Genomic DNA, 26,761 nt, shown 5'->3' with positions numbered 1-26,761 from the left:
CGCCTTTCTTCTATCCGGACATTACCCACGCTGCGCGGCCGGTCATTCTTTACGGACGTTCTGGGGGAAGCATGCTGCAAAATATCAGGGACAATTCAAAGGGTTGGATTGCCAAAACCATCATCGGCCTCATCGTCCTGCTGATGGCCTTTACCGGCTTCGAGGCGATTCTCACCGGCACCAGCAACAGCCAGAATGCTGCCGCGGTCAACGGTGACGAGGTCACGCTCAACGAGCTGGGCCAGGCCGTGGAAATGCAGCGTCGTCAGCTGCTGCAACAGCTGGGGCGTGATTTCGATGCTTCGCTGCTCGACGAGCGCCTGCTGCGTGAGTCCGCACTCAAGGGCTTGATCGACCGCAAGCTGCTGCTGCAGGGCGCCGGCGATGCCGATTTCGCCTTCTCCCAGGCGGCGCTGGATCAGGTCATTCTGCAAACCCCCGAATTCCAGGTCGATGGCCGATTCGATGCCGCGCGCTTCGATCAGGTGATCCGCCAGATGGGCTACGGCCGCCTGCAGTTCCGCAAGATGCTGGAAGAGGAAATGCTCATCGGTCAGCTGCGCGCCGGCCTCGGTGCCAGCAGCTTCGTCACCGAGCAGGAAGCCCGTGCGTTCGCCAGCCTGGAGCGGCAGACCCGCGACTTCGCCAGCCTGGCGATCAAGGCCGACCCGACGACGGTCGAGCTGGCCGATGACGACGTGCGGGCCTATTACGACGAACACGCCAGCGAGTTCATGAGCCCCGAGCAGGTGGTGTTGGAATACGTCGAGCTGCACAAGGACAGCTTCTTCGATCAGGTCGAGGTCAGCGACGAAGAGCTGCAGCCGCTGTATCAGAGCGAAATCGCCAACCTGGCCGAGCAACGCCAGGCTGCGCATATCCTGATCGAGGGCGACGACGAGGCGGCGCGTACTCAGCTCGAGGAGCTCAAGACGCGTATCGACGCCGGCGAGGACTTCGCCGCGCTGGCCAAGGAGTTCTCCCAGGATCCGGGCTCCGCTGCCGATGGCGGCGATCTGGGTTACGCCGGCCCCGGCGTCTACGACCCGTCTTTCGAAGAGGCGCTCTACGCCCTGCAGCAGGGCCAGGTGTCTGCACCGGTGAAGAGCGAATTCGGCTGGCACCTGATCAAACTGCTCGGCGTGCAGGCGCCCGAGGTGCCGAGTTTCGACAGCCTGAAGGACAAGCTGGCGCGCGACTACAAGGCGCAGCAGGTCGAGCAGCGCTTCGTCGAGGCCACCAAGCAGCTGGAAGACGCGGCGTTCGAGGCGTCCGATCTGGCGCAGCCGGCGCAGGAACTCGGTCTGGAGGTCAAGGTCAGCGAGGCGGTCGGTCGCGAAGGCGGCGCCACTGGCGTCACCGCCAACCGCCAGGTGCTGCAGGCGGCGTTCAGCCCGGAAGTGCTGGAAGACGGCAACAACAGCTCCACCATCGAACTGGATCCGAGCACGGTCGTGGTGGTCCGGGTGAAGGAGCACAAGAAGCCCGAACAGCTGCCGCTGGAGCAGGTCGCCGAGAGCATTCGCGGCCACCTGTTGCAGGAGCGCGCCGCGGCCGCGGCCAAGGCCGAAGGCGAGAAGCTGCTGGCGGCGGTACAGGCCGGCGAGGGCAGCAGCGAGAGCTGGCAGGTGCAGGAAGCGGCGACGCGCAGCCAGGAGGGCGTCGAGCCCAAGGTGCTGCAGGCGCTGTTCCGCATGCCCAAGCCGGCTGCCGCAGGCGCGCCGACCTATGCCGGGGTGACGCTGAACAACGGCGACTACGTGCTGCTGCGCCTGGACGGGGTGAATGTGCCGGAGCAGGCGCTGAGCGCGGAGGAGCTGGGCATGTACCGCAACTTCCTGGCCTCGCGCGCCGGTCAGCAGGACTTCGCCGCCTACCGCAAGCAGCTCGAAGCCAAGGCCGATATCGAGCGTTTCTAAGCCTTTCCGGGCGCCTCGTTCGAGGCGCTCTTCGGGCAATAAAAAACCCGCACATCGTGCGGGTTTTTTATTGCCTGATGGGGCGTCTCAAGTCGTTCCCGGCAATCTGCTATTGCCGAGAACGAGTCCCTCAGTCTTCCATCGCGCCCATGGCGGTGGTGTTGAAGCCGCCGTCGACGTACATGATCTCGCCGCTGATGCCCGAGGCCAGGTCGGAGCAGAGGAAGGCGCCGGCATTGCCGACTTCCTCGATGGTGACGTTGCGGCGCAGCGGGGTCTGCTTCTCGTTGGCAGCCAGCATCTTGCGGAAGCTGGCGATGCCGCTGGCGGCCAGGGTGCGGATCGGCCCGGCGGAGATGGCGTTGACGCGGGTGCCTTCCGGGCCGAGGCTGCCGGCCAGGTAGCGGACGCCGGCTTCCAGGCTGGCCTTGGCCATGCCCATGACGTTGTAGTTAGGCATGGTGCGCTCGGCACCCAGGTAGGAGAGGGTCAGCAGGCTGCCGTTGCGGCCCTTCATCATCTCGCGGCCGGCCTTGGCCAGGGCAACGAAGCTGTAGGCGCTGATGTCGTGGGCGATCTTGAAGCCTTCGCGGGTGGTCACCGCGGTGAAGTCGCCATTGAGCTGGTCGCCCGGGGCGAAACCGACGGAGTGGACGATGCAGTCCAGGCCGTCCCACTTCTTGCTCAGCGCTTCGAATACCGCGTCGATCTCCTCATCGCTGGCCACGTCGCAGGGGAAGCACAGGTCGGCGCTGGAGCCCCAGCCGGCGGCGAACTCCTCGACGCGGCCCTTGAGCTTTTCGTTCTGGTAGGTGAAAGCCAGCTCGGCACCTTCGCGGTGCATGGCGGCGGCGATACCCGAGGCGATGGACAGTTTGCTGGCAACGCCAACGATGAGTACGCGCTTACCGGTTAGAAAACCCATTGTGCTATTCCTCTTCCTGTTTCAAGGATCAGTGAGCGGTTGCCGGGGCCATGAAAGCGGCTTCCAGCAACTGCTGTGTATAAGGGTGTTGCGGTGCGCCGAAGATCGACTCGGCAGACCCCTGTTCGACCACCTGGCCCTGCTTGACCACCATCAGTTGGTGGCTTAGCGCTCTGACTACCGCCAGGTCATGGCTAATAAACAGATAGGTCAGGTTGTACTTGGCCTGCAAGCCGCGCAACAACTCCACCACCTGACGCTGTACCGTGCGGTCAAGCGCCGAGGTGGGCTCGTCCAGCAGGATCAGCGCCGGTTTCAACACCAGTGCCCGGGCAATGGCAATCCGCTGCCGTTGCCCGCCGGAAAACTCGTGGGGGTAGCGGTGCCGCGTCTGCGGGTCCAGCCCTACCTCCAAAAGCGCGTCGATGATCGCCTGTTCCTGCTCCGCCTCGTTGCCCATGCCATGGATGCGCAGGCCCTCGCCAACGATCTGGCCCACCGACATGCGCGGGCTCAGGCTGCCGAAGGGGTCCTGGAACACCACCTGCATCTGCCGCCGCAGCGGCCGTACCTCATGCTGGCTCAGCCCCTGCAACTGCTGGCCCTGGAAGCGGATGTCGCCGCGACTGGCGAGCAGCCGCAGGATGGCCATGCCCAGGGTGGATTTGCCGGAACCGCTTTCGCCGACTATGCCCAGGGTCTGACCCTGGGGCAGGCTGAAGTTGATGCCGTCCACCGCCTTGACATGATCTACCGTCCGGCGCAGCAGGCCCTTCTTGATCGGGAACCATACGCGCAGGTCGCCCACTTCCAGCAGCGGCTGGCCCACGGGGTTGGCCGCGGGCTCGCCGCTGGGTTCGGCGCCGAGCAGTTCCTTGGTATAGGGATGCTGTGGCGCCTGGAACAAGTTTTCACACGACGCCTGTTCGACGATGCGACCTTGCTGCATGACACATACGCGATGGGCAATTCTGCGCACCAGATTGAGATCGTGGCTGATCAGCAGCAGCGACATGCCCAGGCGCGCCTGCAGATCCTTGAGCAGTTCGAGGATTTTCAGCTGCACGGTGACGTCCAGTGCGGTGGTCGGTTCGTCGGCGATCAGCAGCTCGGGCTCGTTGGCCAGCGCCATGGCGATCATCACCCGCTGGCGCTGGCCGCCCGACAGCTCGTGCGGGTAGGCCTTGAGGCGCTTGGCTGGCTCGGGGATGCCGACCAGCTCCAGCAGTTCCAGGGTGCGGGCGCTGGCGGCCTTGCCGCGCAGGCCCTTGTGCAGGGCGAGCACCTCGTTGATCTGCTTTTCGATGCTGTGCAGCGGGTTGAGCGAGGTCATCGGCTCCTGGAACACCATGGCGATGCGGTTGCCGCGGATGCCGCGCAGACGGCCCTCGCCGAGCTTGAGCAGGTCCTCGCCGGCGTACTCGATGCTGCCGGCCGGATGGCGCGCCAGCGGGTAGGGCAGCAGGCGCAGGATGGAGTGGGCGGTGACCGACTTGCCCGAGCCGCTCTCGCCAACCAGGGCCAGGGTCTCGCCCTTGCGGATGTCGAAGCTGACGCCTTCGACCACGCGCTGGCATTGCTCGCCCATGACGAACTCGACGGCCAGGTCGCGTACTTGCAGCAGGGTTTCGTGCTGGCTCATGTCATTTCCTCGGGTCGAAGGCATCGCGGGCGGCTTCGCCGATGAACACCAGCAGGCTCAGCATGATCGCCAGCACGGCGAAGGCGCTGATGCCCAGCCAGGGCGCCTGCAGGTTGCTCTTGCCCTGGGCGACCAGTTCACCGAGCGAGGGTGCGCCGGGTGGCAGGCCGAAGCCGAGGAAGTCCAGGGCGGTCAGGGTGCCGATCGCCCCGGTGAGGATGAAGGGCATGAAGGTCATGGTCGAGACCATGGCGTTGGGCAGGATATGGCGGAACATGATGGCGCCGTTCTCCATACCCAGCGCCCGTGCCGCACGCACGTACTCCAGGTTGCGCCCGCGCAGGAATTCGGCGCGCACCACGTCGACCAGGCTCATCCAGGAGAACAGCAGCATGATGCCCAGCAGCCACCAGAAGTTCGGCTGGACGAAGCTGGCCAGGATGATCAGCAGGTAGAGCACCGGCAGGCCCGACCAGATTTCCAGGAAGCGCTGGCCAAGCAGGTCGACCCAGCCGCCGTAGAAACCCTGCAGGGCGCCGGCGATCACGCCGATCACCGAGCTGGCCAGGGTCAGGATCAGGGCGAACAGCACCGAGATGCGAAAGCCGTAGATCACCCGCGCCAGCACGTCGCGGCCCTGATCGTCGGTGCCCAGCCAGTTCTGCGCCGAGGGCGGGGCGGGGGCGGGCACCTCCAGGTCGTAGTTGATGCTCGAGTAGCTGAAGGGAATCGGCGGCCAGAGCATCCAGCCGTCTTTTTCCGCGATCAGCTCCTGGATATAGGGGCTCTTGTAGTTGGCCTGCAGCGGGAATTCGCCGCCGAACACGGTCTCCGGGTAGCGCTTGAGTACCGGGAAGTACCACTGGCCGTCGTAGCGCACCGCCAGCGGCTTGTCGTTGGCGATCAGCTCGGCGCCCAGGCTCAGGCCGAACAGCACGAGGAACAGCCACAGCGACCACCAGCCGCGCTTGTGCGCCTTGAAACGCTCGAAACGCCGTTGATTGAGCGGGGAAAGCTTCATATTCAGCCCTCCCGGCTTTCGAAGTCGATGCGCGGATCGACCAGGGTGTAGGTGATGTCACCGATCAATTTCACGATCAGCCCCAGCAAGGTGAAGATGAACAGGGTGCCGAACACCACCGGGTAGTCGCGGTTGATCGCCGCCTCGAAGCTCATCAGGCCGAGTCCGTCGAGGGAGAAGATCACTTCGATCAGCAAGGAGCCGGTGAAGAAGATGCCGATGAACGCGGCGGGGAAGCCGGCGATGATCAGCAGCATGGCGTTGCGGAACACGTGACCGTAGAGCACGCGGTGGTTGGTCAGGCCCTTGGCGCGGGCGGTGACCACGTACTGCTTGTTGATCTCGTCGAGGAAGCTGTTCTTGGTCAGCAGGGTCAGGGTGGCGAAGTTGCCGATCACCAGCGCGGTGACCGGCAGCACCAGGTGCCAGAGATAGTCGAGAATCTTGCCGCCGAGGCTGAGCTCATCGAAGTTGTTCGAGGTCAGGCCGCGCAGCGGGAACCAGTCGAAGTAGCTGCCGCCGGCGAACAGCACGATCAGCAGGATGGCGAAGAGGAAGGCCGGGATGGCATAACCGACGATGATCGCCGAGCTGGTCCAGACGTCGAAGGCGCTGCCGTGGCGGGTGGCCTTGGCGATCCCCAGGGGGATGGAGACCAGGTACATGATCAAGGTGCTCCACAGCCCCAGGGAGATCGACACCGGCATTTTCTCGACGATCAGGTCGATGACCTTGGCGTCGCGGAAGAAGCTCTCGCCGAAGTCCAGCTGCGCGTAGTTTTTCAGCATGATCCAGAAACGCTCCGGCGCCGACTTGTCGAAGCCGTACATCTTCTCGATCTCGGCGATCAGCTGCGGGTCGAGGCCCTGGGCGCCGCGATAGTTGGAGCCGGCCACCGAGACTTCGGCGCCGCCACCACCGATGCGCCCGGTGGCGCCGCCGGCGGCCGCATCGAACCCCTCCAACTTGGCGATCATCTGCTCGACCGGGCCGCCGGGCGCGGCCTGAATGATGACGAAGTTGATCACCAGAATGCCGAACAGGGTCGGGATGATCAGCAATAGGCGGCGAAGGATATAGGCCAGCATTATTGCTTCGCCTCTTCGGTCGCCTGTTGCTGGGCCTCGCTTGGCTCTTCGAGGCCAGGGCGTACCCACCAGGTGTGCAGGCCGATGTCATAGAGCGGCGTCACCTTGGGGTGTTCGAAGCGGTTCCAGTAGGCCACGCGCCAGGTCTTGATGTGCCAGTTGGGGATCACGTAGTGGCCCCACAGCAGCACGCGGTCGAGGGCGCGGGTATGGGCGATCAGGCTCTGGCGCGAGTCGGCGTTGATCAGCCCCTCGACGATCTGGTCGATGGCCGGGTCCTTGAGGCCGATGAAATTGCGGCTGCCGGGATTGTCGGCGCTGGAGGAGTGCCAGTACTCGCGCTGCTCGTTGCCCGGCGAGTTGGACTGACCGAAGCCGCCGACGATCATGTCGAAGTCGCGCGAGCGCAGGCGGTTGATGTACTGCGAGACGTCGACCCGGCGGATCACCAGCTCCATGCCGAGATCGGCCAGGTTGCGCTTGAACGGCAGCAGGATGCGCTCGAATTCGGTCTGCGCCAGGAGGAACTCGAAGCTCACCGGCTGGCCGCTGGCATCCAGCATGCGGTCGCCGTCGATGCGCCAGCCGGCCTGTTGCAGCAACTGGTAGGCGCGGCGCTGCTGCTCGCGGATGATGCCGCTGCCGTCGGTGGTCGGCACGCGGTACTCCTCGCTGAATACCTCGGCCGGGATCTGGCTGCGCAGCGGTTCGAGAATGGCCAGTTCGTCCTCGCCCGGCAGGCCGCTGGAGCCCAGCTCGGAGTTGTCGAAGTAGCTGCGGGTGCGGGTGTAGGCGCCGTTGAACAGGCGCTTGTTGGCCCACTCGAAGTCGAACAGCAGGCCGAGGGCCTCGCGCACGCGGCGATCCTGGAACTGCGCGCGGCGGGTATTGAAGACGAAGCCCTGCATGCCGGTGGGGTTGCGGTTCTGGATCTCTTCCTTGACCAGCTGGCCGTTGGCCACGGCCGGCACGCTGTAGGCGGTGGCCCAGTTCTTCGCGCTGGTCTCCAGCCAGTAGTCGAACTGGCCGGCCTTGAGCGCCTCCAGGGCCACGGTGTTGTCGCGGTAGTAGTCGATCTGGATGGCGTCGAAGTTGTAGAAACCGCGGCTCACCGGCAGGTCCTTGGCCCACCAATCCGTCACCCGCTCGTAGCGGATGCTGCGCCCGGCCTGCACCCGGGCGACCCGGTACGGGCCGCTGCCGAGCGGCACCTCCAGGTTGCTCTTGCTGAAGTCGCGCTCGGCCCACCAGTGCTTGGGCAGCACCGGCAACTGGCCGACGATCAGCGGCAGTTCGCGATTGCCGGCGTGCTTGAAGACGAAGCGCACGCGCTGCGGCGATTCCACCTCGACCCGCTCGACGTCGGCGTAGTAGCCGCGGTACATGGGCGCGCCTTTCTCCATCAGGGTATCGAAGGTGAACTTGACGTCCTCGGCGGTGATCGGCGTGCCGTCGTGAAAGCGTGCCTCCTGGCGCAGGTGGAAGCGTACCCAGGCATTGTCGGGGGCCTTCTCGATCTTCTCCGCCACCAGGCCGTAGGCGCTGAACGGCTCGTCCTGGCTCTGCACGGTGAGGGTGTCGTAGATCAGGCCGATATCGTCGGCGGCGACGCCCTTGTTGATGAAGGGGTTGAGGCTGTCGAAGCCGCCGAAGCCGGCCTGGCGGAAGGTGCCGCCTTTCGGTGCATCGGGGTTGGCGTATTCGAAGTGCTGGAAGCCGGCCGGATACTTGGGCGCCTCGTCGTAGAGGGTGACCGCGTGTTTGGGGGCGGCGAGGGCGAGGCCGGCCAGGCCGAGCAGGATGAGGCTGCTACCGTGAAGCAGGAAACTGCGCAGCGGGTGGGTCATCGAGCGTTCTCCGTGGGCTTCAGCCACCAGGTGCGCAGGCCCAGGGTGTAGGGCGGCGTGGTGACGAAGGCGAACCGGTTGCGGTACGCCAGGCGGTGATAGTTGATGTACCAGTTGGGGATGCTGTAGTGCTGCCAAAGCAAGACCCGGTCCAGGGCGCGGGTGGCGGCGATCTGTTCGTCGCGGGTCTGCGCCGAGAGCAGCTTGTCGATCATCGCGTCGACCACCGGATGGGCGACGCCAGCGTAGTTCTTGCTGCCCTTGACGTTCACCTGGCTGGAGTGGAAATACAGCGACTGTTCCAGGCCGGGGCTCAAGGTTTGCGGCAGGGTCAGCAGGATCATGTCGTAGTCGAACTGGTCGAGGCGCTGTTTGTACTGGGCGCGGTCGACGGTGCGCAGGTTGGCGCGGATGCCGATGCTGGCCAGGTTGGCGACGTAGGGCTGGAGGATGCGCTCGAGGCTGGGGTTGACCAGCATGATCTCGAATTCGAAACGCTCGCCGCGGGCGTTGCGCAGCTCCTGGCCGGCAGGCTTCCAGCCGGCGTCGGCCAATAGACCCAGGGCGCGGCGCAAGGTTTCCCGCGGGATGCCGCGGCCGTCGGTCACCGGTTGCACTATGGGCTGGCTGAACAGCCGCGCCGGCAGCTTGTCGCGGTGCGGCGACAGCAGCAGCCACTCGGCGCCTTCCGGCTTGCCGGTGGCGGAGAACTCGCTGTTGGGGTAGTAGCTGCTGGCGCGCACGTAGGAGTTGTTGAACAGGGTGCGGTTGGTCCACTCGAAGTCGAACATCAGTCCCAGCGCCTCACGCACCTTGCGCTGGCCGAACAGGCCGCGGCGGGTGTTCATGAACAGTGCCTGGGTCTGGGTAGGGATCTGGTGGGCGATCTCGGCGCGGATCACCTCGCCGCGGGTGACGGCGGGAAAGCGGTAGCCGTTGGCCCAGTTCTTCGCCTGGTTCTCGATGTAGAAGTCGAATTCGCCGGCCTTGAAGGCCTCGAAGGCCACGTGGTTGTCGCGGTAGAACTCCACCTCGACGCGGTCGAAGTTGTACTTGCCGCGATTGACCGGCAGATCCTTGCCCCACCAGTCCTTGACCCGTTGGAACACCAGGCTTCGCCCCGGCACCACCTGAGCGATGCGGTAGGGGCCGCTGCCCAACGGCGGCTCGAAGGTAGTGGCCTTGAAGTCGCGGTCCTTCCAGTAGTGCTGCGGCAGCACCGGCAGCTCGCCCAGGCGCAGGATCAGCAGCGGGTTGCCGGCGCGCTTGAAGACGAAACGGATGCGCTGGCGATTGAGGATGTCGACCCGCTTCACCTCCTGCAGGTGGGTGCGGTACTGCGGATGGCCGTCGCTGCGCAGCAGGCGGTAGGAGAAGGCCACGTCGTAGGCGGTGATCGGCTTGCCGTCGTGAAAGCGCGCCTCGGGACGCAGGTTGAACACCACCCAGCTGCGGTCCTCGCTGTACTCCACGCTGGCGGCGATCAGCCCGTAGCTGGAGGCCGGCTCGTCGCCGGAGGGGTCGTAGGCGCCGGTGCCGACCATCAGCGGCTCGTTGAGCTCGTTGACCCCGTACTGCAGGAAATGCGCAGTGGAGATCGGGCTGCTGCCCTTGAAAGTGTAGGGATTGAGCGTGTCGAAGGTGCCCGAGGCCATGATCCGCAGGGTGCCGCCCTTGGGCGCCTCGGGGTTGACCCAGTCGAAATGGCTGAAGCTGGCGGGGTATTTGAGCGTCCCGAACTGGGCGTAGCCGTGGCTCTCGCTGATGGTCGCAGAGACGGGAAAGCTCAAGGCCAGGCTGAGGAACAGCGGGAGGGGGGAACGCATCGGGGGTGAGATCCGATCCATGGCGGCTTTTGGGCTTCTGGGTCGGTACAGTAACAGCTTGTATCGGCAGGAAAAAGACCGCCGTGCCAGGCAAGCAATGACAGCACTTTGGCATACACTTGGGGAAAGCTCAGCGAGGGTACCGATTTGCCAGAACGTAGCCATGGTTTGCAGTCATGGATCGATCGCTTGAACCAAGCCGAACTGCCCGCGCTGGCCGCCGTGGTGCAGGATTTGCAGCGCCTGGCGCAGCAGGATTCGGCCTCGGTGCAGCAATTGGCCGACGTGCTGCTGCGCGACGCGGCGCTGACCTCCAAGGTGCTGCGGGTCGGCAACAGCGTCTATTACAACCCCTCGCAGGAGGCCATCAAGACCATCTCGCGGGCCATCGTGCTGATCGGTTTCGACAACGTGCGGCTGATCGGCCTGTCGGTCAGCCTGATCGACGGTCTGCTCACCCGCGCTCCGCGCGAGCAGCTGCAGGAGCTGCTCGCGCGCTCCTTCCACGCCGCGGTGCAGGCGCGCAACATCGCCGGGTACGTGCTCTCCAAGCATGCCGAGGAAGTGTTCATCGCCGCCTTGCTCCATCACCTGGGCGAACTGGCGTTCTGGGGCTGCGGCGGCGAACAGGCCGACGAGCTGGCCGCCGCCCTGGCCCAGCCCGGGGTGGAGGTGGACGAGGCGGTGCGCGAGGTGCTCGGCACCAGCTTCCGGCAGTTGACCCAGGGCCTGGTGAAAAGCTGGAACCTGGGCGAAACCGTCAGCCTGGCGCATGCCGGCGCCAACCAGCACGATCCGGCGGCCTATGCGGTGCAGCTGGGCGTGCGCATCAGCGAGGCGGCGCTGCACGGCTGGGATTCGCCGGAAATGGAGGCGGTGCTGGCGAAGATGGCCGCCTTCGTCGACCTCAGCCCGGAGGAAGCCCTGCAGCAGGTGCTGGCCAGCGCCGAGGAGGCGGTCAAGGTGGCCTCCACCTTCGGCGCCAGCAAGCTGTGCCGACTGATTCCCAATACCGACCCCGAACAGATCCGCCTGCAGCAGGAGGAGCGCAAGGCGCGCCTGTTGCAGCCGGATCTGCTGGTGCTGCAGCAGGCCTTGCAGGATCTCGGCCTGATGGTGAGCAAGCGCGGCGACGTCGGCCTGATCCTCGACACCCTGCTCAAGGGGCTGCATCGCGGCGCCGGCTTGGAGCGGGTGATGCTGGCGGTGCTGGCCGACGAGCAGAGCTGTTTCCGCGCCAAGCGGGTGATCGGCGACAAGACCGAGCAGTGGTTGAAGGATTTCGTCCTGCCGGCCGAGCAGGTGGAACAGCCGCATGTCTTCAGCTATGCCCTGCGTCATCGCGAGGCGATCTGGATGGGCGTGCCGGCCAGCTACAACCTGGCCGAGCTGGTCACCCAGCCGATCCGCCGCAGCCTGGGAGCGGGGATGTTCTTTATCGCGCCGATCATTGCGGGGACGCGGGAGATCGGCGTGCTCTACGCCGACAGCCGGCTGTCCGGGCGCGCGCTGCGCCACGAGCAGTTCGTCGCCTTCCAGCGTTTCACCCAGCTGACCGGGCGTTGTCTGGAGGCCTTGAGCCGGCGCTGATCAGGGCAGGTAGAGGGTCAGCATCTGCCCCGGGCGCAGGCTGCTGCTGCGCGGGTTCCAGGCCTGCAGGCGCTTGAGGTCGATCTTGAAACGCTTGGCGATGACGTACAGCGAGTCGCCTTTCTGCACCCGGTAGTAGGTGGCCTTGTCGCGCGAGGTGCTGCTGCGCGTGTTGCTGGCGACCTGGCTGCGCTTGTCGGCAGGCGCCAGGCTGAGGCGCTGGCCGACCTTCAACTGGTTGCCCCGCAGCTTGTTCCAGCGCTGCAGGTCGTGCACCGAGACCTGGTGGGCGCGGGCGATCTGCCACAGGTTGTCGCCGTCTTTCACCTGATAGCTGCGCGCCGCCGGCGCCTGTGCCGTGCTGCGCTGGTACAGCGGTTCACTCGGCTGCGCGCCGGGCTTGCCGGGAATGGTCAGCACCTGGCCGATACGCAGGTTGTTGCCACTGAGGCGGTTGACGTCCTTGAGCGTGTTCACCGTCAGGTGATGGCGGTTGGCGATGCCATGCAGGCTGTCGCCGGCGCGCACGGTGTAGCTCTGCCAGGCGACCAGCTCCTGCGGTTTCATCAGGGCCAGGTTGGCGCTGAGCATCTCCGCCTTGTCCGTCGGCACCAGCAGGTGCTGCGGGCCGTCGAGGGTGACGCCGCGCTTGTAGGCGGGGTTGAGCTGCAGCAGCTCCTCCTCGTCGAGGTCGGCCAGGCGGGCGACACGCGACAGGTCCATGTGCTGCTTGATCGCCACCTGTTCGAAATAGGGCTCGTTGGCCACCGGCGACAGGCTCACGCCGTAGGCCTCCGGGGTGAGGATCACCTGCGACAGGGCCAGCAGCTTGGGCACGTAGTCTTCGGTTTCCTTGGGCAGCGCCAGGTTCCAGTAGTCGCTGGGCAGGCCGAGTTTCTCGTTGCGCTCGATGGCCCGGCTGATGCGGCCTTCGCCGGCGTTGTAGGCGGCCAGGGCGAGCAGCCAGTCGCCGTTGAACATCTCGTGCAGGCGGCTCAGGTAGTTGAGCGCAGCCTGGGTCGAGGCGGTGACGTCGCGGCGGCCGTCGTACCAACTGGTCTGGCGCAGGTTGTAGTGACGGCCGGTGGAGGGGATGAACTGCCACAGGCCGACGGCGTGGGCGGAGGAGTAGGCCTGCGGGTCGTAGGCGCTCTCGATCACCGGCAGCAGTGCCAGCTCCATGGGCATGTCGCGCTCGGCCAGGCGTTCGACGATGTAGTGGATATAGGGGGCGCTGCGTTCGCTGACGGTATCGACGTGCTTGGGGTTGCTGGCGTACCACAGGCGCAGGCGTTCGATGCGCGGGTTGATGCCGATCTCGTCCTGCAGCTTGAAGCCGTCGCGCATGCGCTCCCAGATGTCGGCGTATTCGCGAGGCTTGATCTGGCTGCTGAGCCACTCCGGTTCACGCTCCAGGCCGACGGCGCGCGAGGTGTCGGCGTCGGCCGGAGCGGACGGGGCCAGGCTCTGACAGCCGGCCAGGGTCATGCAGCACATCACCACGAGCACCTGAGTGCTTTGTGCCAATGCCTTTAAATTCAAGGGCTTGCGTGGTGATAAGGGCATTGGTCGAGGTGGTATTCCCGGCGAAAAGGTCGGGCGATTCTAGGAATCGAGCCTGGACTGGTCAAGTTTTCACCAGTCTTTTGTGACCGGCATCCCTGTCGGTCAGCCTGCCGGGCCGTCGCAGAGCGACGTCAAAAAACGCTCCAGGCGTTTTTTTGCGTGCCTGTGGTGCGTTTAGAACTGGTCTTTCCAGGCGCGCAGGCTGGCAAACACAGCGCTTGGTTCTGCATGGGGCCGGCCGTCGCGCCGTTCGGCGGCGCCGATCACCGCAGCCTCGGCAGTGCGCAGAAAGGGGTTGCTGGCCAGTTCCAGGGCGATGTTCGAGGGCAGGCTGATGCGCCCGGCCTCGCGCCAGCGGCTGACCTCGGCCAGACGGGCGGCTATCTGCGGATTGTCCGGCTCCACCGCCTGGGCGAAGCGCAGGTTGCTCAGGGTGTACTCATGGGTGCAATACACCTGGGTGGCGCCGGGCAGCGCCGCCAGCCGCCCGAGCGATTCGTGCATCTGCTGTGGCGTGCCCTCGAACAGGCGCCCGCAGCCGCCGGCGAACAGGGTGTCGCCGCAGAACAGCAGGTGCTGCTCGGCCTGGTAATAGGCGATATGACCGAGGGTATGACCGGGCACGGCGATGACCCGAAACTTCAGGCCGAGCACCTCGATGCTGTCGTTGTCGCTCAGGCCCAGGTCCCGTCCCGGGATGTTTTCGTCTGCCGGACCGAGCACGCGGGCGCCGGTGGCGGCCTTGAGCCCTTCGATGCCGCCGACATGGTCGAAATGATGATGGGTGACCAGGATGTCGCTGAGTTGCCAGCCCGGATGGGCCGCCAGCCAGGCCAGCACCGGCGCCGCATCGCCCGGGTCGACCACGGCGCAGCGCTGGCTGGCGGCATCCTGCAGCAACCAGAGGTAGTTGTCGGTGAAGGCGGGCAGGGCGTCGATGCGGATCATTGCGGGTCGCTAAGCTGCTAATAAAGGTGCATCTTAGTCCCCATGCACGACGACTGTCATGAGAGGAATCCGATGAGCGATCAGGCATTCGCCCAGGCCGACCCCGACTGGCTCAAGCTGATCGGCGAGGCCCGTGACTGGCTGGCCGGGCCGCTCGGCCAGTTGCTGCTGGGCGAGGAGCGGCGCCTGCTGGAGGAGGAGCTGGCGAAATTCTTCGGCGGTTACCTGGTCAGCTATGGCCCCGGTGCCGAGCCGCCGCCGGATGCCGGGCAGATCCAGTGCAACGTGCGCCTCGGGGCGCCGCTGCCGGGGGTGCAGATCGTCTGCGAGGAGCAGGCCTGGCCGCTCAGCGAGCACGCCGCCGACGTGGTGGTGCTGCAGCACGGCCTGGATTTCAGCCTGTCACCGCACGGCCTGCTGCGCGAGGCGGCGCGCAGCGTGCGGCCGGGCGGCCATCTGCTGATTCTCGGCATCAACCCCTGGAGCAGCTGGGGCGCCTGCAGCCTGTTCGCCGGCGACGGACTCAAGCGCGCACGCTGCATCTCGCCCAATCGGGTCGGCGACTGGTTGACCCTGCTCGGCTTCGCGCTGGAGAAACGCCGCTTCGGGTGCTATCGTCCGCCGCTCGCTGCAGCGGCCTGGCAAGCGCGCCTGAGCCGACTGGAGCAATGGGGCGAGGCCTGGCAGTTGCCGGGCGCCGGCTTCTATCTATTGGTGGCGCGCAAGCTGGTGGTCGGCTTGCGCCCGCTGCGTCCGGCACGCCGCGAGCCCATGGGCAAGCTGCTGCCGATGCCGGTGGCCAAGGTCAGCCGGCGCAATGCCGAACGTTAGGCGCTCTACGAGAAGCGCCTGCGCGCGGCGATTTTCGTAGGCCTGGAAACAATGTCTGAAACCGATCAAGTCGTGATCTATACCGATGGTGCCTGCAAGGGCAATCCCGGCCCCGGCGGCTGGGGCGCTCTACTGGTCTACCGGGGGGCGGAAAAGGAACTCTGGGGCGGCGATCCCAGTACCACCAACAATCGCATGGAGCTGATGGCGGCGATTGCCGGGCTGGTCGCCCTGACCCGGCCCTGCTCGGTCAAGCTGGTGACCGACTCGCAGTACGTGATGAAGGGCATCCAGGAATGGCTGCCGAACTGGAAGAAGCGCGGCTGGAAAACCGCTGCCAGGGAGCCGGTGAAGAATGCCGACCTCTGGCAGAAGCTGGACGAGGAGGTCAACCGTCACCAGGTCAGTTGGCAATGGGTGCGCGGCCACACCGGCCATCCTGGCAACGAGCGTGCCGACCAGCTGGCCAACCGCGGCGTCGACGAGGTGCGCGCGGCGCGCTGAGCCGCTGGGTTAAGATGCCGCGTTGGCCGCGTGCGGCAAGCGATTGATGAGAGAGACGAGACGTGACAAGCGATAACAGTGTCATCCGCTACGTGGTGCTGGACACCGAAACCACGGGTATGCCGGTCGCCGAGGGGCACCGCATCATCGAGATCGGCTGCGTCGAGCTGATGGGCCGGCGCCTGACCGGGCGGCATTTTCACGTCTACCTCAACCCGGATCGCGAGATCGACGAAGGCGCCATCGCGGTTCACGGCATCACCAACGAATACGTCGCCGACAAACCGCGGTTCAAGGACGTGGCCGATGAGTTCTACGAATTCATCAAGGGCGCCCAGCTGATCATCCACAACGCGGCGTTCGACGTCGGCTTCATCAACAACGAGTTCGCCCTGCTGGGGCAGAGCGAGCGCGCCGACGTCAGCGACTACTGCACCGTGCTCGACACCCTGATGATGGCGCGCGAGCGGCATCCGGGGCAGCGCAACAGCCTGGATGCGCTGTGCAAGCGCTACGGCGTGGACAACTCCAACCGCGAACTGCACGGCGCCTTGCTCGACTCGGAGATCCTTGCCGACGTCTACCTGGCGATGACCGGCGGGCAGACCAACCTGTCGCTGGCCGGCGAAGGCGGCGACGGCGATGGCAGCGGTCGTCAGCAGGCCACTCCGATCCGCCGTCTGGACGCCGCGCGGCCGCGTACCCGGGTGATTCGCGCCAGCCAGGACGAGCTGGCCGCGCACCTGACGCGGCTGGCGGCCATCGAGAAATCCGCCGGTGGGCCGGCCTTGTGGGCGCAGTTGGAACAGGCGCCGGAATAAGCCAACAGCGCAATTGCGACCTTTTCGTATAGCGTGACGCATGGGGGGTTCCGCCCGTTCGGGCGAATCTCTACCCTGAGACGATGGGCAGGTCGGACCTGCCAGCCTTCAGGACGTCACAATGTACAAAGACCTCAAATTCCCCGTCCTCATCGTCCACCGCGATATCAAGGCCGATACCGTCGCCGGTGATCGCGTGCGTGCTATCGCCCAGGAGCTGACGCAGGACGGTTTCAGCATCCTGCCCACCGCCAGCGCCGCCGAGGGGCGCATCGTCGCCTCCACCCACCACGGCCTGGCCTGCATCCTGGTGGCCGCCGAGGGCGCGGGGGAGAACCAGCGCCTGCTGCAGGACATGGTCGAGCTGATCCGCATCGCCCGGGTGCGCGCGCCGCAGCTGCCGATCTTCGCCCTGGGCGAGCAGGTGACCATCGAGAACGCGCCGGCCGAGGCCATGGCCGATCTCAACCATCTGCGCGGCATCCTCTACCTGTACGAGGACACCGTGTCCTTCCTCGCCCGCCAGGTGGCGCGCGCCGCGCACAATTACCTCGACGGCCTGCTGCCGCCGTTCTTCAAGGCGCTGGTGCAGCACACCGCGCAATCGAACTATTCCTGGCACACGCCCGGCCACGGCGGCGGCGTGGCCTACCGCAAGAGCCCGGTGGGGCAGGCCTTCCACCAGTTCTTCGGCGAGAACACGCTGCGCTCGGACTTATCCGTGTCGGTGCCGGAGCTGGGCTCGCTGCTCGATCACACAGGCCCCTTGGCCGAGGCCGAGGCCCGCGCCGCGCGCAACTTCGGCGCCGACCACACCTTCTTCGTGATCAACGGCACCTCGACGGCGAACAAGATCGTCTGGCACTCGATGGTCGGCCGCGACGACCTGGTACTGGTGGATCGCAACTGCCACAAGTCGATCCTGCATTCGATCATCATGACCGGCGCCATTCCGCTGTACCTGTGCCCGGAGCGCAACGAGCTGGGCATCATCGGGCCGATTCCCCTGAGTGAGTTCAGCAGGGAGTCGATCCAGGCCAAGATCGACGCCAGCCCGCTGGCCAAGGGGCGCGCGCCCAAGGTCAAGCTGGCGGTGGTGACCAACTCCACCTACGACGGTCTGTGCTACAACGCCGAGATGGTCAAGCAGGCCCTGGGCGATTCGGTCGAGGTGCTGCACTTCGACGAGGCCTGGTACGCCTACGCCGCCTTCCACGAGTTCTACGCCGGCCGCTACGGCATGGGCACCCAGTGCGACGAACATTCGCCACTGGTGTTCAGCACCCATTCCACGCACAAGCTGCTGGCGGCCTTCAGCCAGGCCTCGATGATTCACGTGCAGGACGGCGGGCTGCGCCAGCTGGATCGCGACCGCTTCAACGAAGCCTTCATGATGCACATCTCCACCTCGCCGCAGTACGGCATCATCGCCTCGCTGGACGTGGCCTCGGCGATGATGGAGGGCCCGGCTGGCCGCTCGCTGATTCAGGAAACCTTCGACGAGGCGCTGAGCTTCCGCCGCGCCCTGGCCAACGTGCGGCGCAATCTCGACGCCGATGACTGGTGGTTCAGCATCTGGCAGCCGGCGGCGGCCGACGGTGCCGATAGCCTGGCCACCGCCGACTGGGTGTTGCAGCCGGATGCCGACTGGCATGGCTTCGGTGAAGTGGCCCAGGACTACGTGCTGCTCGATCCGATCAAGGTGACCCTGGTGATGCCCGGACTCAATGCCGCCGGCAAGCTGGAGGAGCAGGGCATCCCCGCGGCGGTGGTCAGCAAGTTCCTCTGGGAGCGTGGCCTGGTGGTGGAGAAGACTGGTCTGTATTCCTTCCTGGTGCTGTTCTCCATGGGCATCACCAAGGGCAAGTGGAGCACCCTGCTGACCGAGCTGCTGGAGTTCAAGCGCAGCTACGACGCCAACCTGCCGCTGACCCAGGTGCTGCCGTCCATCGCCCAGGCCGGCGCGGGGCGCTACCAGGGCATGGGCCTGCGCGACCTGTGCGACGCGTTGCACGGCTGCTACCGCGATAACGCCACGGCCAAGGCGCTGAAAAGCATGTACACGGCGTTGCCGGAAGTGGCGATCAAACCGGCCGACGCCTACGACCGCCTGGTGCGCGGCGCGGTGGAGGCGGTGCCGATCGAGCGGCTGGAGGGGCGCATCGCCGCGGTGATGCTGGTGCCCTATCCGCCGGGTATTCCGCTGATCATGCCGGGCGAACGCTTCACCGCGGCGAGCCGTTCGATCCTCGACTACCTGGCCTTCGCCCGCACCTTCGACCAGGCCTTCCCGGGCTTCGATATCGACGTGCACGGCCTGCAGACCGAGGCCGGCCAGTACTGCGTCGACTGCCTGGTGGAGTGAGCTTGGCGCTCTGCCGAGAGGACGAGACCCTCGGCAGATCAATCCCTTATTCACGATAGTCAAAGCAGTTCTTAACCTCCGGGGCGTGCCCTGCGTCACAGCGGCAAGCATCGACTTTTATGTCGTGCTTGTTATAGTTGCTCGGTTTTAATCACAAAATAATTGCGTGCGCTGCCGAGCAGCGGCTGAGGATGACTGCCGTGTCCGACTACCAAGCCTTTCGCGTCGAACTGGCGGACAAGATCGCCCATGTGCAGATCAACCGTCCGGACAAGGTCAATGCCATGAACGCCGACTTCTGGCGCGAGATCGTCGAGATCTTCCGCTGGGTCGACGCCACCGATGCGGTGCGCGTGGTGGTGCTGTCCGGCGCCGGCAAGCATTTCTCCTCCGGCATAGACCTGATGCTGCTGGCCTCGGTCGGCGCCCAGCTGGGCAAGGACGTCGGTCGCAATGCCGATGCCCTGCGGCGCAAGATCCTCGAGCTGCAGGCGTCCTTCAACGCCGTCGACCAGTGCCGCAAGCCGGTGCTGGCAGCCATCCAGGGCTACTGCCTGGGCGGCGCCATCGACCTGATCAGTGCTTGCGACATGCGTTATTCGACGCTGGACGCGCAGTTCTCGATCAAGGAAATCGACATGGGCATGGCCGCTGACGTCGGCACCCTGCAGCGCCTGCCGCGGATCATCGGCGACGGCATGATGCGCGAGCTGGCGTTCACCGGGCGCAGCATCGACGGCGTCGAGGCCCAGCGCATTGGTCTGGTCAACCGCACCTACGAGACCCAGGAGGCGCTGCTCGCCGGGGTGCTGCAGATCGCCGGCGAGATCGCGGCTAAGTCGCCGGTGGCGGTGCGCGGCACCAAGGAAATGATTCGCTACATGCGCGACCACCGGGTCGACGATGGCCTCGAGTACATCGCGACCTGGAACGCGGCCATGCTGCAGTCCGAAGACCTGCGCCTGGCCATGACCGCGCACATGAGCAAGCAGAAACCGGAGTTCGCCGACTGATGCCGTATCCACTGTTGTCCGCAGCGAGCCGCGAGGTGCCTAGAGCATGGTGAGTGGAGCCACATCCCTGAGCCTGGTGCGCGACGAACTGTTCGTCACCATGGAAGAGGCCGAGCAGAGCCTCGAGCACTTCATCGCCGAACGGCACAACGGCAGCCTGTTGCAGCAGGCGGTGGAGAGCCTGCAGCAGGTGCGCGGCACGCTCAATTTGATCGAGCTGGCCGGCGCCGAGCTGCTGGCCCAGGAAGTGCTGGACCAGGCCACCGACATCCCCGCCGGCGCCGGCGAGGAGCGCGACGTGCAGCTGGCGGCGCTGAGCAACGCGCTGCACGTGCTGCGCCGCTACCTGGAAAACGTCGACGCCCATCGCCAGGAAATGCCCGAGCTGCTGCTGCCGGCGATCAACGACCTGCGCCAGGCCGGCGCCCAGCAGCCGCTGCCGGAAAGCTTCTTCTTCAGTGTGCGCCTCGACCAGGCCCGACCGCACAGCGCCAGCCTGGCACTCGACGGCGCGGCCAAGCTGGCCGAAGGCAAGCGCCTGCGCCATATGTACCAGGTGGGCTTGCTCGGTTTTATCCGCGAGCAGAACCCACAGGCCAGCCTCAAGCTGATGGTGCGCGCCATGGGCCGTCTGGACAGCCTGTTCGCCAACGAGCCGCGCGGGCGCATGTGCTGGATCGGCGCCGCCGCCATTGAGGCGCAGAGCGACGGCCAGCTGCTGCCGCGCAAGTCGCGCAAGCAGCTGTTCTCGCGCCTGGATCGCGAACTCAAGCTGATGCTGGGCAACCCGCAATACGAGGCGCCGCGCAGCCTGCTCAAGGAATTGCTGTACCTGGTGGCCCTGGCTGACAGTCACGGCCCGCATGCCAGCGCCATGCGCCAGGTGTTCGGCCTGACCCCGCTGCCGTTCACCGACCACCTGTTGGAAGCCGAGTACCAGCGCCTGGCCGGCCCCGGCAAGGCGGTGATGCGTTCGCTGTCCACCGCCATTCGCGAGGAGCTGGCCAGCGTCAAGGACATGCTCGACCTGATGGAGCGCGGCACCCTGCAGAGCGAGACCCTGGGCACGCTGCACGCCCTGCTCGGCAAGCTGGCCAAGACCCTGGGCATGGTCGGCCTGACCTCCGCCGGCAACGCCCTCGGCGCCCAGTTGCCACTGGTCGCCGCCTGGAGCGATGCCACGCCGCCGGCGCCTGCGCAGTTGCACAAGCTGGCCGATGCGGTGCTCTACGTCGAAGGCATGGTCGCCAGTCTGGAACGCGGCGAAAGCCGCGACACGCGACCGACCCCGGCCGAGCCGGGCAGCGAGGCTGATTCCTTCGCCAGCCACCAGCTCAACGAGGCGCGCATCGTCGTGGTCGATGAGGCTCAGGCCGGCCTGGCCCTGGCCAAGCGGGCGATCACCGCCTACCTGGAAGCCGGCGGCGACAGGATGCACCTGGCCAACGTGCCGTTCAGCCTGCAGGCGGTGCGTGGTGGCCTGTGGTTCCTCGAGCAGCGCCGTGCGGCGACCCTGGTCGGCGCCTGCGCCGACTATATCCAGACGCGCATGCTCGAGTCCGGGCAGATGCCCTCCGAGCAGATGCTGGAAACCCTGGCCGACGCCCTGAGCAGCCTGGAGTACTACCTGGAAGCCGGCGCCGTGCTGCGTCCGGAAACCCAGCCCAGCGTACTCGACCTGGCCGAGGAGAGCGTCAAGGCCCTGGGAATGCCGGTGGCGGCCTGATGGTCTGGCGCAACGCCTTTCTCGACCCCGCCCAGCCCGGCGGTTGGGCGCTGCTGTACTGCCGGCAGCAGTTTCTCGCTGACGCCAACGGCGTGCTGTTTCCCCGCGACTGGATCAAGCGCCAGGAGCTGGACATTCTCGCCGAGCAGGGCATCGGTCATTTCGGCGAGGATGCCGTCTACCTGCTGCAGGTTACGCCCTCCACCCAGCTGGACGGCGCCAGCTGGCAGAGCCTGCGCCAGTTCATGCTGCAGGGCGAGGCCGAGACCTTCCGCATGCTCGCCTACGCCGCGCAGATCGGCACCTGGTATGCCGAGCATCGTTTCTGCGGCAGTTGCGGCGCGCCGACCCGCCAGCTACCCGGCGAGCGGGCGATGCGCTGCGACGCCTGCGAGTCGCAGCACTATCCGCGCATCTCGCCGAGCATGATCGTGCTGGTCAGCCGCGGCGACGAAATCCTTCTGGCCCGTTCGCCGCGTTTCGTTGCCGGGGTCTACAGCACCCTGGCCGGCTTCGTCGAGCCGGGCGAGTCGGTGGAACATTGCGTGGCGCGCGAGGTGCGCGAGGAAGTCGGCGTCGAGGTGCGCAACCTGCAGTACATCGGCAGTCAGGGTTGGCCCTTCCCGCATTCGCTGATGCTCGGCTTTCACGCCGAGTACGCCGGCGGCGAGATCGTCATGCAGGCGGACGAGATCGAGGATGCCCGCTGGTTCCGCGTCGACGACTTGCCGCCGCTGCCGGCGTCGCGCTCCATCGCCCGCCACCTGATCGATCTCTACGTGGCACGCCGATTGGGTTTGCCCGAGCCTGTGCTGCCAGCGTAAGACCCCTTGTAGGAGCGGCTTCGGCCGCGAACCTCGGTTACCTTTTCGCGGCTCAAGCCGCTCCTACAAGATCCCGGATGGCCCGTCGGAGCTAGCCAAACCAGTGCTGCCAGGCCAGGCGCGCGGTCAGCGCCAGCACCACCAGGATGAACACCGGGCGGATGAACTTCGAGCCGCCCTTGATCGCCGTGCGCGCACCGAGGAAGGCGCCGACCATCAGCGCCGCGCCCATGCTCAGCCCCAGCACCCAGGCCACCTGCCCGAAGGCGATGAACACCGCCAGCGCCGCGGCGTTGCTGACGAAGTTCATGGTACGTGCCACGCCGCTGGCGCGAACCAGGTCGAGCGGGTAGAGCAGCAGGCTGCTGACGGTCCAGAAGGCCCCAGTGCCGGGGCCGGCGACGCCGTCGTAGAAGCCCAGGCCAAGGCCTTGCGGCCACTGGCGGCCGCGGGCAATGGGCAGGTTCTGCTCGCTCGGCGCCTCGGGCGTGCGACCGAACAGCAGGTACAGGCCGCAGGCGAACACCACCGCCGGCAGCATCTGGTTGAGCCATTCGGCCGGCAGCCAGTGGGCGATCAGCGCGCCGAGCAGGGCGCCGATCAGCGTGGCCAGCAGTGCCCCGCGCCATTGTCCGGGATCGAACAGCTTGCGCCGGTAGAAGGTCAGCGCCGCGGTGCCTGAGCCGAAGGTGGCGCACAGCTTGTTGGTGCCCAGCACCAGGTGCGGCGGCAGCCCGGCGGTGAGCAGCGCGGGAATGGTCAGCAGGCCGCCGCCGCCGGCGATGGCGTCGATGAAACCGGCGATGAAGGCGACCAGCGCCAGGATGGCCAGGGTGCTGGGATCGATGGCGAGTTCGAGAGCGAAGGGCATATAAAGTGTCGACTTGTGGGCGAGTGCGCAGCCTGCCGACTGTTCGGCGTCCGGCGAGCTGCGCATAATGCCGGGATTTTCCGGCGGAAGGAACGCAATAGATGCAATACGACGGGTTGGCCTGGGCGGTGGCGCTGCTGGCGGTGCTGGCACTGCTGGTGGCGCTGCGCATTCTGCTCAATAGCGGCTGGTTTCTCGGCTGGCTGCGCGGCACCTGCGGCCTGGCGTTCCTCGCCCTGGCCGGCCTGGTCGGCCTGGTCGCCTACGACCTCTACAGCTACGCGCCGTTGCCGCAGGTTAAGCCGCTGGCGACGCTCAGTTTCAAGGCCGACGGCCCGCAGCGTTACCGCGTCAGCCTGCTGGAAGGTGGCCGCGAGCGCACGCTGATCCTGGAGGGTGATCTGTGGCAGCTCGATGGCCGGCTGATCCGTTGGAAGGGCCTGGCCGAGCTGATCGGCCTGGAGCCCGGCTACCGTTTCGAGCGTTTGTCCGGACGCTTTCTTGCCATCGAACAGCAGGCCCTGGCCCAGCACGGTCGCGTGCAGCTGGCCGAGAGTCCCTACGGCGTCGACCTGTGGCGCTGGCTGCGCCTGAGCCAGCGCGACCTGCTGCTGTTCGACCCGCAGGCATTGCGCGTGACCTACCTGCCGATCGCCGCCGATGCGGTGTACAGCGTCAGCCTGACGCCGACCGGGCTGCTGGCCGAGCCGATGAATCCGGCAGCCGAAGCCGCGCTGAAGGATTGGTAGCGGCCGCTTTGCGGCCATTTGGCGACCCGGAGGGTGTCCGAAGGGCAGGAGAGGAGAGCGAAATATCCTACAAAGCAAAAAGGCACCCTAGGGTGCCTTCGTCGTTTATGCCACTTGATGTGCAGGCTTGAGAAAGATAACACCGGAAAAGCGCGATAAAGGCGGGATATAAAGGAACGAAGGGGAAAATAGCGGGACGGGGTTTGTAACGGTGTTGCCGTAGGTGAAACGGCGGCGGCCGGGGATTACAGGCCGTCGCCGAGGTCGAGTTTGTGCTGGTCGCGGTCGAACTTCCTGTCCTGGGTTCTCTTCAGCAGCTTGTATATCGCGTTCTCGGTCATGTCGTACTCAACCGCCAGCGCGTGGTGGTTGCGACCGTTGAACTTGCCGAGGATCTCCAGATCGCGCTGGGTGATCCTCCAGCGGAAATCCTTCGGAAAGGTCACACAGGAACCGGCCCAGGTGTTCGAGAGATGCTCGACCACCGCGGCTCCGGCCTGCTCGGCGATCACCGCCGCCACTCCGTGGTCCTGGATCACCGCCGACACGTGGTCGGCGATATCGCTGAGTAGTTCGTGGCGCTTCTGCGCCATGGCTGTCGGCTTGGTGCTCATGCTTTCCCCCTTGCCGCCTGCTTGCGGCGTTCGGCTTCCTCTTCATCTATAAGGCCCAGGCGGCGATCGGCTTCGATGCGGCCGATTGCGTCCTGCAGGATCTGCTGCGACGTCGCAACCGCACGCGGCGGCTTGGCCGGCGCGGCGGCTTGGGCCTGGGCGGGGTCGCTGGCGATGCCGTAGACCACCGCGCGCAGGTAGTTGTGGTTCTCCAGCGGCAGCTGCAGGCGATCGCGACCGGTGACCATCTGCTCGATGCCGGCCGCCCACAGCCGTGGCGGCGCCGGCTTGCTGTCGTTGGTGCGGGCGTCCTTCTGCACGGTGCCGGCGTTGACCAGGTCGAGCAGCTCCTCCACCAGCTTGACGGCGCGAGTCATGCGCAGGCCGCGCTTGGCCGGGCTGAACAGGCGCAGGTAGTTGAGCACCGCGCGGCCCAGCTTCGGATCGAGGCCGGCGAATAGCGCGGCCAGCTTCTTGCCGTCCGCATCCGCAAAGCCGGCCTCGATCGGGAACTGCTCACCGCAGCAAGGGCATTGCAGCTGCATCAGTCGCCCCTCCGCGCGATGGCCAGGCTGTTGAGCGTGTCGATCAGGGTCTTGAGGATTGGACGCTGGCGCTTCCAGCCCTTGGGCAGCGCTTCCAAACCGCTGATGCGTTCTGGATCACTCACCCCCAGCTCCTTGCACAGCTCTTCCACCTGGTGGAGTAGCCCGCGTTTCTCCTGCTCGACGTGCAGCGCGGCCAATACCGCCTTGAGCTGCTCGGGTTTTTTCAGCCATGCCACCTTGGCGACGCCGAACTGCTGCCGGGCGATGGCATCGGCGTAGCTCCAGGGCAGGCGCATATCGGTGAGCTGGGCCTCGATGACCTTGATCTCGCCGGACAGCTGGTTGAAGTTGTGCGGCTTGCCCTTGGCCTTGCTGCTGGGCTTCGGCTTGAACCCCAGGCGCTCGAACTCGCGCAGGACGCTGCCGGCCTGCTTGCTGTTCAGCTCCTTGGCCGAGCGCACGCCGGCCACGCGGGCCAGCAGTGCGCGGTAGCTGTCGTCATCCATGCCGAGCTGCTGCTGGGCGATGTGGATCTTGCTGAGGATGGCTTTGGCGATCGGCATCACGACCTCTCCAGGCGACGCATACGCTCCGCCTTTTCCTGCGCCAAGCGAGCAGCATCGGAATCGACGTTCATCCAAGTCGGCTGCGCCGCGCCCTGGGTAGCTTTGACCAGTTCCACTTCGAGCTTGCCGACCTGCACCATGACGCCGCCCAGCTGCGCGATGGCCTTGGCCTGATCGACGGTGATCTTGCCTTCCATGACATCCTTCATAGCCGCGCCGAGGCGGGCCTGGAGCTCAAGCTGATTTTTCATCTTCTTTCTCCTGGATTGCCTTATTGAGCTTGCGGAGCTGCTGCATCGTGGCCTTCAGCTCCGGCGGATAGTTGTGAATGGTGTTGCGCCGCATAAGCTCGGCGCGGGTGATCAGCTCGAAATTCTCGTGCTCGATATGGGCGGTGTTTCCATCCCGGAAAACGACGATGTGCCCCTTGGGGATAGGTCCGTTGCGCTCCTCCCACATGATCGAATGCACCGACTTCCAGCGCCGCTGAGGCGGGCCGTCATCGCGCACCTTGCGCTGGCGGATACCATCCTTGGTGATGCGCTCGGCGCCGATTGGCTGCAGCAGTTGGGCCGCCCTGCCGTTCACTTGGCCCTTTGTGAAGCGCGTTTCCGCAGACCGGCCTCCGGCCTTCCAGCCCTTCATGCCTTTGTTCCAGGTGGTGTGCCCCCTCTGGAACCTGAACGCCGCGCCAGTCTCCGGATCGAGGTTTCGGCAATGCTGCTCGATAAACGCCTCGGACTTGTGCAGCCCCATGGCGTTGGCCTTCGAGAGCACCTTGGCCACCGATCGCCCGAGTTCCTCGGCCAGTACCTCGGTCAGCTCGTCGGCATAACGCTCGCGCAGCAGCTGTTCCTCCTCGGCCGACCAGAACTGCTTGTTGCGGCAGGCCTCCCGCCGGCGGATCTTCCTTCTCGCCCGTTCGACGGCCTCCATGGCCAGGGCGCCGAGTGCCAC

At 66.0% G+C, this 26,761-nt stretch carries 24 protein-coding genes; 10 read left to right on the top strand and 14 right to left on the bottom strand.

What is annotated here, in order from left to right; translation table 11 throughout:
- Positions 1–71 precede the first annotated feature (71 nt).
- A complete protein-coding gene (locus AC1G9C_RS12160) occupies positions 72–1,919 on the top strand; it encodes a SurA N-terminal domain-containing protein (RefSeq protein ID WP_480410338.1) in 1,848 nt (615 codons plus the stop codon).
- 130 nt (positions 1,920–2,049) lie between these two features.
- On the opposite strand, the gene fabI is transcribed toward AC1G9C_RS12160, so the two are convergent.
- Genes fabI through AC1G9C_RS12130 form a run of 6 tightly spaced genes read right to left on the bottom strand, consistent with a single transcriptional unit; the run spans position 2,050 to position 10,268 of the window.
- The gene (fabI, locus tag AC1G9C_RS12155) at positions 2,050–2,844 is read right to left on the bottom strand and encodes an enoyl-ACP reductase FabI (RefSeq protein ID WP_021443954.1); all 795 of its coding nucleotides are present in this window, start codon (positions 2,842–2,844) and stop codon (positions 2,050–2,052) included.
- A gap of 28 nt (positions 2,845–2,872) precedes the next feature.
- Complete coding sequence (locus AC1G9C_RS12150; RefSeq protein WP_480410337.1) at positions 2,873–4,486, bottom strand: ABC transporter ATP-binding protein; 1,614 nt, start codon at positions 4,484–4,486, stop codon at positions 2,873–2,875.
- Position 4,487: 1 nt separating this feature from the next.
- Positions 4,488–5,507 carry an ABC transporter permease gene (locus tag AC1G9C_RS12145; RefSeq protein WP_480410336.1) on the bottom strand — a complete coding sequence of 340 codons (1,020 nt, stop codon included), beginning with the start codon at positions 5,505–5,507 and terminating at the stop codon, positions 4,488–4,490.
- A gap of 2 nt (positions 5,508–5,509) precedes the next feature.
- Positions 5,510–6,595 carry a microcin C ABC transporter permease YejB gene (locus AC1G9C_RS12140; RefSeq protein ID WP_122107982.1) on the bottom strand — a complete coding sequence of 362 codons (1,086 nt, stop codon included), beginning with the start codon at positions 6,593–6,595 and terminating at the stop codon, positions 5,510–5,512.
- Positions 6,595–8,442 carry an extracellular solute-binding protein gene (locus AC1G9C_RS12135; protein ID WP_480410335.1) on the bottom strand — a complete coding sequence of 616 codons (1,848 nt, stop codon included), beginning with the start codon at positions 8,440–8,442 and terminating at the stop codon, positions 6,595–6,597. The genes AC1G9C_RS12140 and AC1G9C_RS12135 overlap by 1 nt, the downstream gene beginning before the upstream one ends.
- Positions 8,439–10,268, bottom strand: a complete 1,830-nt coding sequence (locus AC1G9C_RS12130; RefSeq protein ID WP_397498445.1) for an extracellular solute-binding protein — start codon at positions 10,266–10,268, stop codon at positions 8,439–8,441. The genes AC1G9C_RS12135 and AC1G9C_RS12130 overlap by 4 nt, the downstream gene beginning before the upstream one ends.
- A gap of 168 nt (positions 10,269–10,436) precedes the next feature.
- Here AC1G9C_RS12130 and AC1G9C_RS12125 point away from each other — a divergent pair, with 168 nt between their 5' ends.
- Positions 10,437–11,858: an HDOD domain-containing protein gene (locus tag AC1G9C_RS12125; protein ID WP_480410334.1), complete on the top strand. Its 1,422-nt coding sequence runs from the start codon at positions 10,437–10,439 to the stop codon at positions 11,856–11,858.
- On the opposite strand, the gene AC1G9C_RS12120 is transcribed toward AC1G9C_RS12125, so the two are convergent.
- Positions 11,859–13,424, bottom strand: a complete 1,566-nt coding sequence (locus tag AC1G9C_RS12120) for a lytic transglycosylase domain-containing protein (protein WP_480410333.1) — start codon at positions 13,422–13,424, stop codon at positions 11,859–11,861. It lies immediately after the preceding gene.
- A gap of 174 nt (positions 13,425–13,598) precedes the next feature.
- The gene (gloB, locus tag AC1G9C_RS12115; protein ID WP_480410332.1) at positions 13,599–14,372 is read right to left on the bottom strand and encodes a hydroxyacylglutathione hydrolase; all 774 of its coding nucleotides are present in this window, start codon (positions 14,370–14,372) and stop codon (positions 13,599–13,601) included.
- 72 nt (positions 14,373–14,444) lie between these two features.
- On the opposite strand from gloB, the gene AC1G9C_RS12110 reads away from it, so the two are divergent.
- The 7 genes from AC1G9C_RS12110 to nudC all read left to right on the top strand — a co-directional run bounded on the left by AC1G9C_RS12110 (position 14,445) and on the right by nudC (position 22,456).
- Positions 14,445–15,203, top strand: a complete 759-nt coding sequence (locus AC1G9C_RS12110; protein ID WP_021443945.1) for a methyltransferase domain-containing protein — start codon at positions 14,445–14,447, stop codon at positions 15,201–15,203.
- Between the two features lie 51 nt (positions 15,204–15,254).
- Entirely contained in the window at positions 15,255–15,707 is a 453-nt protein-coding gene (gene rnhA, locus AC1G9C_RS12105) for a ribonuclease HI (RefSeq protein WP_480410331.1), read from the top strand.
- Positions 15,708–15,790: 83 nt separating this feature from the next.
- Positions 15,791–16,528 (top strand): DNA polymerase III subunit epsilon, encoded by a 738-nt coding sequence (dnaQ, locus tag AC1G9C_RS12100; RefSeq protein ID WP_031303094.1) that lies wholly within the window; start codon positions 15,791–15,793, stop codon positions 16,526–16,528.
- A 121-nt stretch (positions 16,529–16,649) separates the two neighbouring features.
- Positions 16,650–18,893 (top strand): Orn/Lys/Arg family decarboxylase, encoded by a 2,244-nt coding sequence (locus AC1G9C_RS12095; RefSeq protein ID WP_480410330.1) that lies wholly within the window; start codon positions 16,650–16,652, stop codon positions 18,891–18,893.
- 200 nt (positions 18,894–19,093) lie between these two features.
- Entirely contained in the window at positions 19,094–19,906 is an 813-nt protein-coding gene (locus AC1G9C_RS12090) for a crotonase/enoyl-CoA hydratase family protein (protein ID WP_480410329.1), read from the top strand.
- 46 nt (positions 19,907–19,952) lie between these two features.
- On the top strand, positions 19,953–21,632 hold the full coding sequence (locus AC1G9C_RS12085; RefSeq protein ID WP_031303091.1) for a FimL-related protein: 1,680 nt from the start codon (positions 19,953–19,955) through the stop codon (positions 21,630–21,632).
- Positions 21,632–22,456, top strand: coding sequence for an NAD(+) diphosphatase (nudC, locus tag AC1G9C_RS12080; RefSeq protein WP_122107973.1), 825 nt, complete (start codon positions 21,632–21,634; stop codon positions 22,454–22,456). Before AC1G9C_RS12085 ends, nudC begins: the two co-directional genes overlap by 1 nt.
- A gap of 91 nt (positions 22,457–22,547) precedes the next feature.
- On the opposite strand, the gene AC1G9C_RS12075 is transcribed toward nudC, so the two are convergent.
- Entirely contained in the window at positions 22,548–23,327 is a 780-nt protein-coding gene (locus AC1G9C_RS12075) for a TSUP family transporter (protein WP_021443938.1), read from the bottom strand.
- Positions 23,328–23,428: 101 nt separating this feature from the next.
- Between AC1G9C_RS12075 and AC1G9C_RS12070 the strand changes: the two genes are divergently transcribed.
- Entirely contained in the window at positions 23,429–24,076 is a 648-nt protein-coding gene (locus tag AC1G9C_RS12070) for a hypothetical protein (RefSeq protein ID WP_480410328.1), read from the top strand.
- 245 nt (positions 24,077–24,321) lie between these two features.
- On the opposite strand, the gene AC1G9C_RS12065 is transcribed toward AC1G9C_RS12070, so the two are convergent.
- From AC1G9C_RS12065 to AC1G9C_RS12045, 5 genes are read right to left on the bottom strand one after another with little or no spacing between them, the layout of a single operon-like run.
- Positions 24,322–24,690, bottom strand: coding sequence for a Mor transcription activator family protein (locus AC1G9C_RS12065; RefSeq protein ID WP_480410327.1), 369 nt, complete (start codon positions 24,688–24,690; stop codon positions 24,322–24,324).
- Positions 24,687–25,235 (bottom strand): hypothetical protein, encoded by a 549-nt coding sequence (locus AC1G9C_RS12060; protein ID WP_480410326.1) that lies wholly within the window; start codon positions 25,233–25,235, stop codon positions 24,687–24,689. Before AC1G9C_RS12060 ends, AC1G9C_RS12065 begins: the two co-directional genes overlap by 4 nt.
- A complete protein-coding gene (locus tag AC1G9C_RS12055; RefSeq protein WP_480410325.1) occupies positions 25,235–25,801 on the bottom strand; it encodes a gp16 family protein in 567 nt (188 codons plus the stop codon). The genes AC1G9C_RS12060 and AC1G9C_RS12055 overlap by 1 nt, the downstream gene beginning before the upstream one ends.
- Positions 25,801–26,055, bottom strand: a complete 255-nt coding sequence (locus AC1G9C_RS12050) for a hypothetical protein (RefSeq protein ID WP_480410324.1) — start codon at positions 26,053–26,055, stop codon at positions 25,801–25,803. Before AC1G9C_RS12050 ends, AC1G9C_RS12055 begins: the two co-directional genes overlap by 1 nt.
- Positions 26,039–26,761 (bottom strand): HNH endonuclease signature motif containing protein, encoded by a 723-nt coding sequence (locus AC1G9C_RS12045; RefSeq protein ID WP_480410323.1) that lies wholly within the window; start codon positions 26,759–26,761, stop codon positions 26,039–26,041. Before AC1G9C_RS12045 ends, AC1G9C_RS12050 begins: the two co-directional genes overlap by 17 nt.

The organism is Pseudomonas sp. ABa2, from assembly GCF_056676075.1.
This window is presented reverse-complemented; position numbering and strand designations above follow the sequence as displayed.

What these genes read in the sequence shown, in the direction of transcription:
- AC1G9C_RS12160 (WP_480410338.1), top strand. Translation starts at nt 72, where the DNA reads ATGCTGCAAAATATCAGGGACAATTCAAAGGGTTGGATTGCCAAAACC.
- fabI (WP_021443954.1), bottom strand. Translation starts at nt 2,844, where the DNA reads ATGGGTTTTCTAACCGGTAAGCGCGTACTCATCGTTGGCGTTGCCAGC.
- AC1G9C_RS12150 (WP_480410337.1), bottom strand. Translation starts at nt 4,486, where the DNA reads ATGAGCCAGCACGAAACCCTGCTGCAAGTACGCGACCTGGCCGTCGAG.
- AC1G9C_RS12145 (WP_480410336.1), bottom strand. Translation starts at nt 5,507, where the DNA reads ATGAAGCTTTCCCCGCTCAATCAACGGCGTTTCGAGCGTTTCAAGGCG.
- AC1G9C_RS12140 (WP_122107982.1), bottom strand. Translation starts at nt 6,595, where the DNA reads ATGCTGGCCTATATCCTTCGCCGCCTATTGCTGATCATCCCGACCCTG.
- AC1G9C_RS12135 (WP_480410335.1), bottom strand. Translation starts at nt 8,442, where the DNA reads ATGACCCACCCGCTGCGCAGTTTCCTGCTTCACGGTAGCAGCCTCATC.
- AC1G9C_RS12130 (WP_397498445.1), bottom strand. Translation starts at nt 10,268, where the DNA reads ATGCGTTCCCCCCTCCCGCTGTTCCTCAGCCTGGCCTTGAGCTTTCCC.
- AC1G9C_RS12120 (WP_480410333.1), bottom strand. Translation starts at nt 13,424, where the DNA reads ATGCCCTTATCACCACGCAAGCCCTTGAATTTAAAGGCATTGGCACAA.
- gloB (WP_480410332.1), bottom strand. Translation starts at nt 14,372, where the DNA reads ATGATCCGCATCGACGCCCTGCCCGCCTTCACCGACAACTACCTCTGG.
- AC1G9C_RS12110 (WP_021443945.1), top strand. Translation starts at nt 14,445, where the DNA reads ATGAGCGATCAGGCATTCGCCCAGGCCGACCCCGACTGGCTCAAGCTG.
- rnhA (WP_480410331.1), top strand. Translation starts at nt 15,255, where the DNA reads ATGTCTGAAACCGATCAAGTCGTGATCTATACCGATGGTGCCTGCAAG.
- AC1G9C_RS12095 (WP_480410330.1), top strand. Translation starts at nt 16,650, where the DNA reads ATGTACAAAGACCTCAAATTCCCCGTCCTCATCGTCCACCGCGATATC.
- AC1G9C_RS12085 (WP_031303091.1), top strand. Translation starts at nt 19,953, where the DNA reads ATGGTGAGTGGAGCCACATCCCTGAGCCTGGTGCGCGACGAACTGTTC.
- nudC (WP_122107973.1), top strand. Translation starts at nt 21,632, where the DNA reads ATGGTCTGGCGCAACGCCTTTCTCGACCCCGCCCAGCCCGGCGGTTGG.
- AC1G9C_RS12075 (WP_021443938.1), bottom strand. Translation starts at nt 23,327, where the DNA reads ATGCCCTTCGCTCTCGAACTCGCCATCGATCCCAGCACCCTGGCCATC.
- AC1G9C_RS12070 (WP_480410328.1), top strand. Translation starts at nt 23,429, where the DNA reads ATGCAATACGACGGGTTGGCCTGGGCGGTGGCGCTGCTGGCGGTGCTG.
- AC1G9C_RS12065 (WP_480410327.1), bottom strand. Translation starts at nt 24,690, where the DNA reads ATGAGCACCAAGCCGACAGCCATGGCGCAGAAGCGCCACGAACTACTC.
- AC1G9C_RS12060 (WP_480410326.1), bottom strand. Translation starts at nt 25,235, where the DNA reads ATGCAGCTGCAATGCCCTTGCTGCGGTGAGCAGTTCCCGATCGAGGCC.
- AC1G9C_RS12055 (WP_480410325.1), bottom strand. Translation starts at nt 25,801, where the DNA reads ATGCCGATCGCCAAAGCCATCCTCAGCAAGATCCACATCGCCCAGCAG.
- AC1G9C_RS12050 (WP_480410324.1), bottom strand. Translation starts at nt 26,055, where the DNA reads ATGAAAAATCAGCTTGAGCTCCAGGCCCGCCTCGGCGCGGCTATGAAG.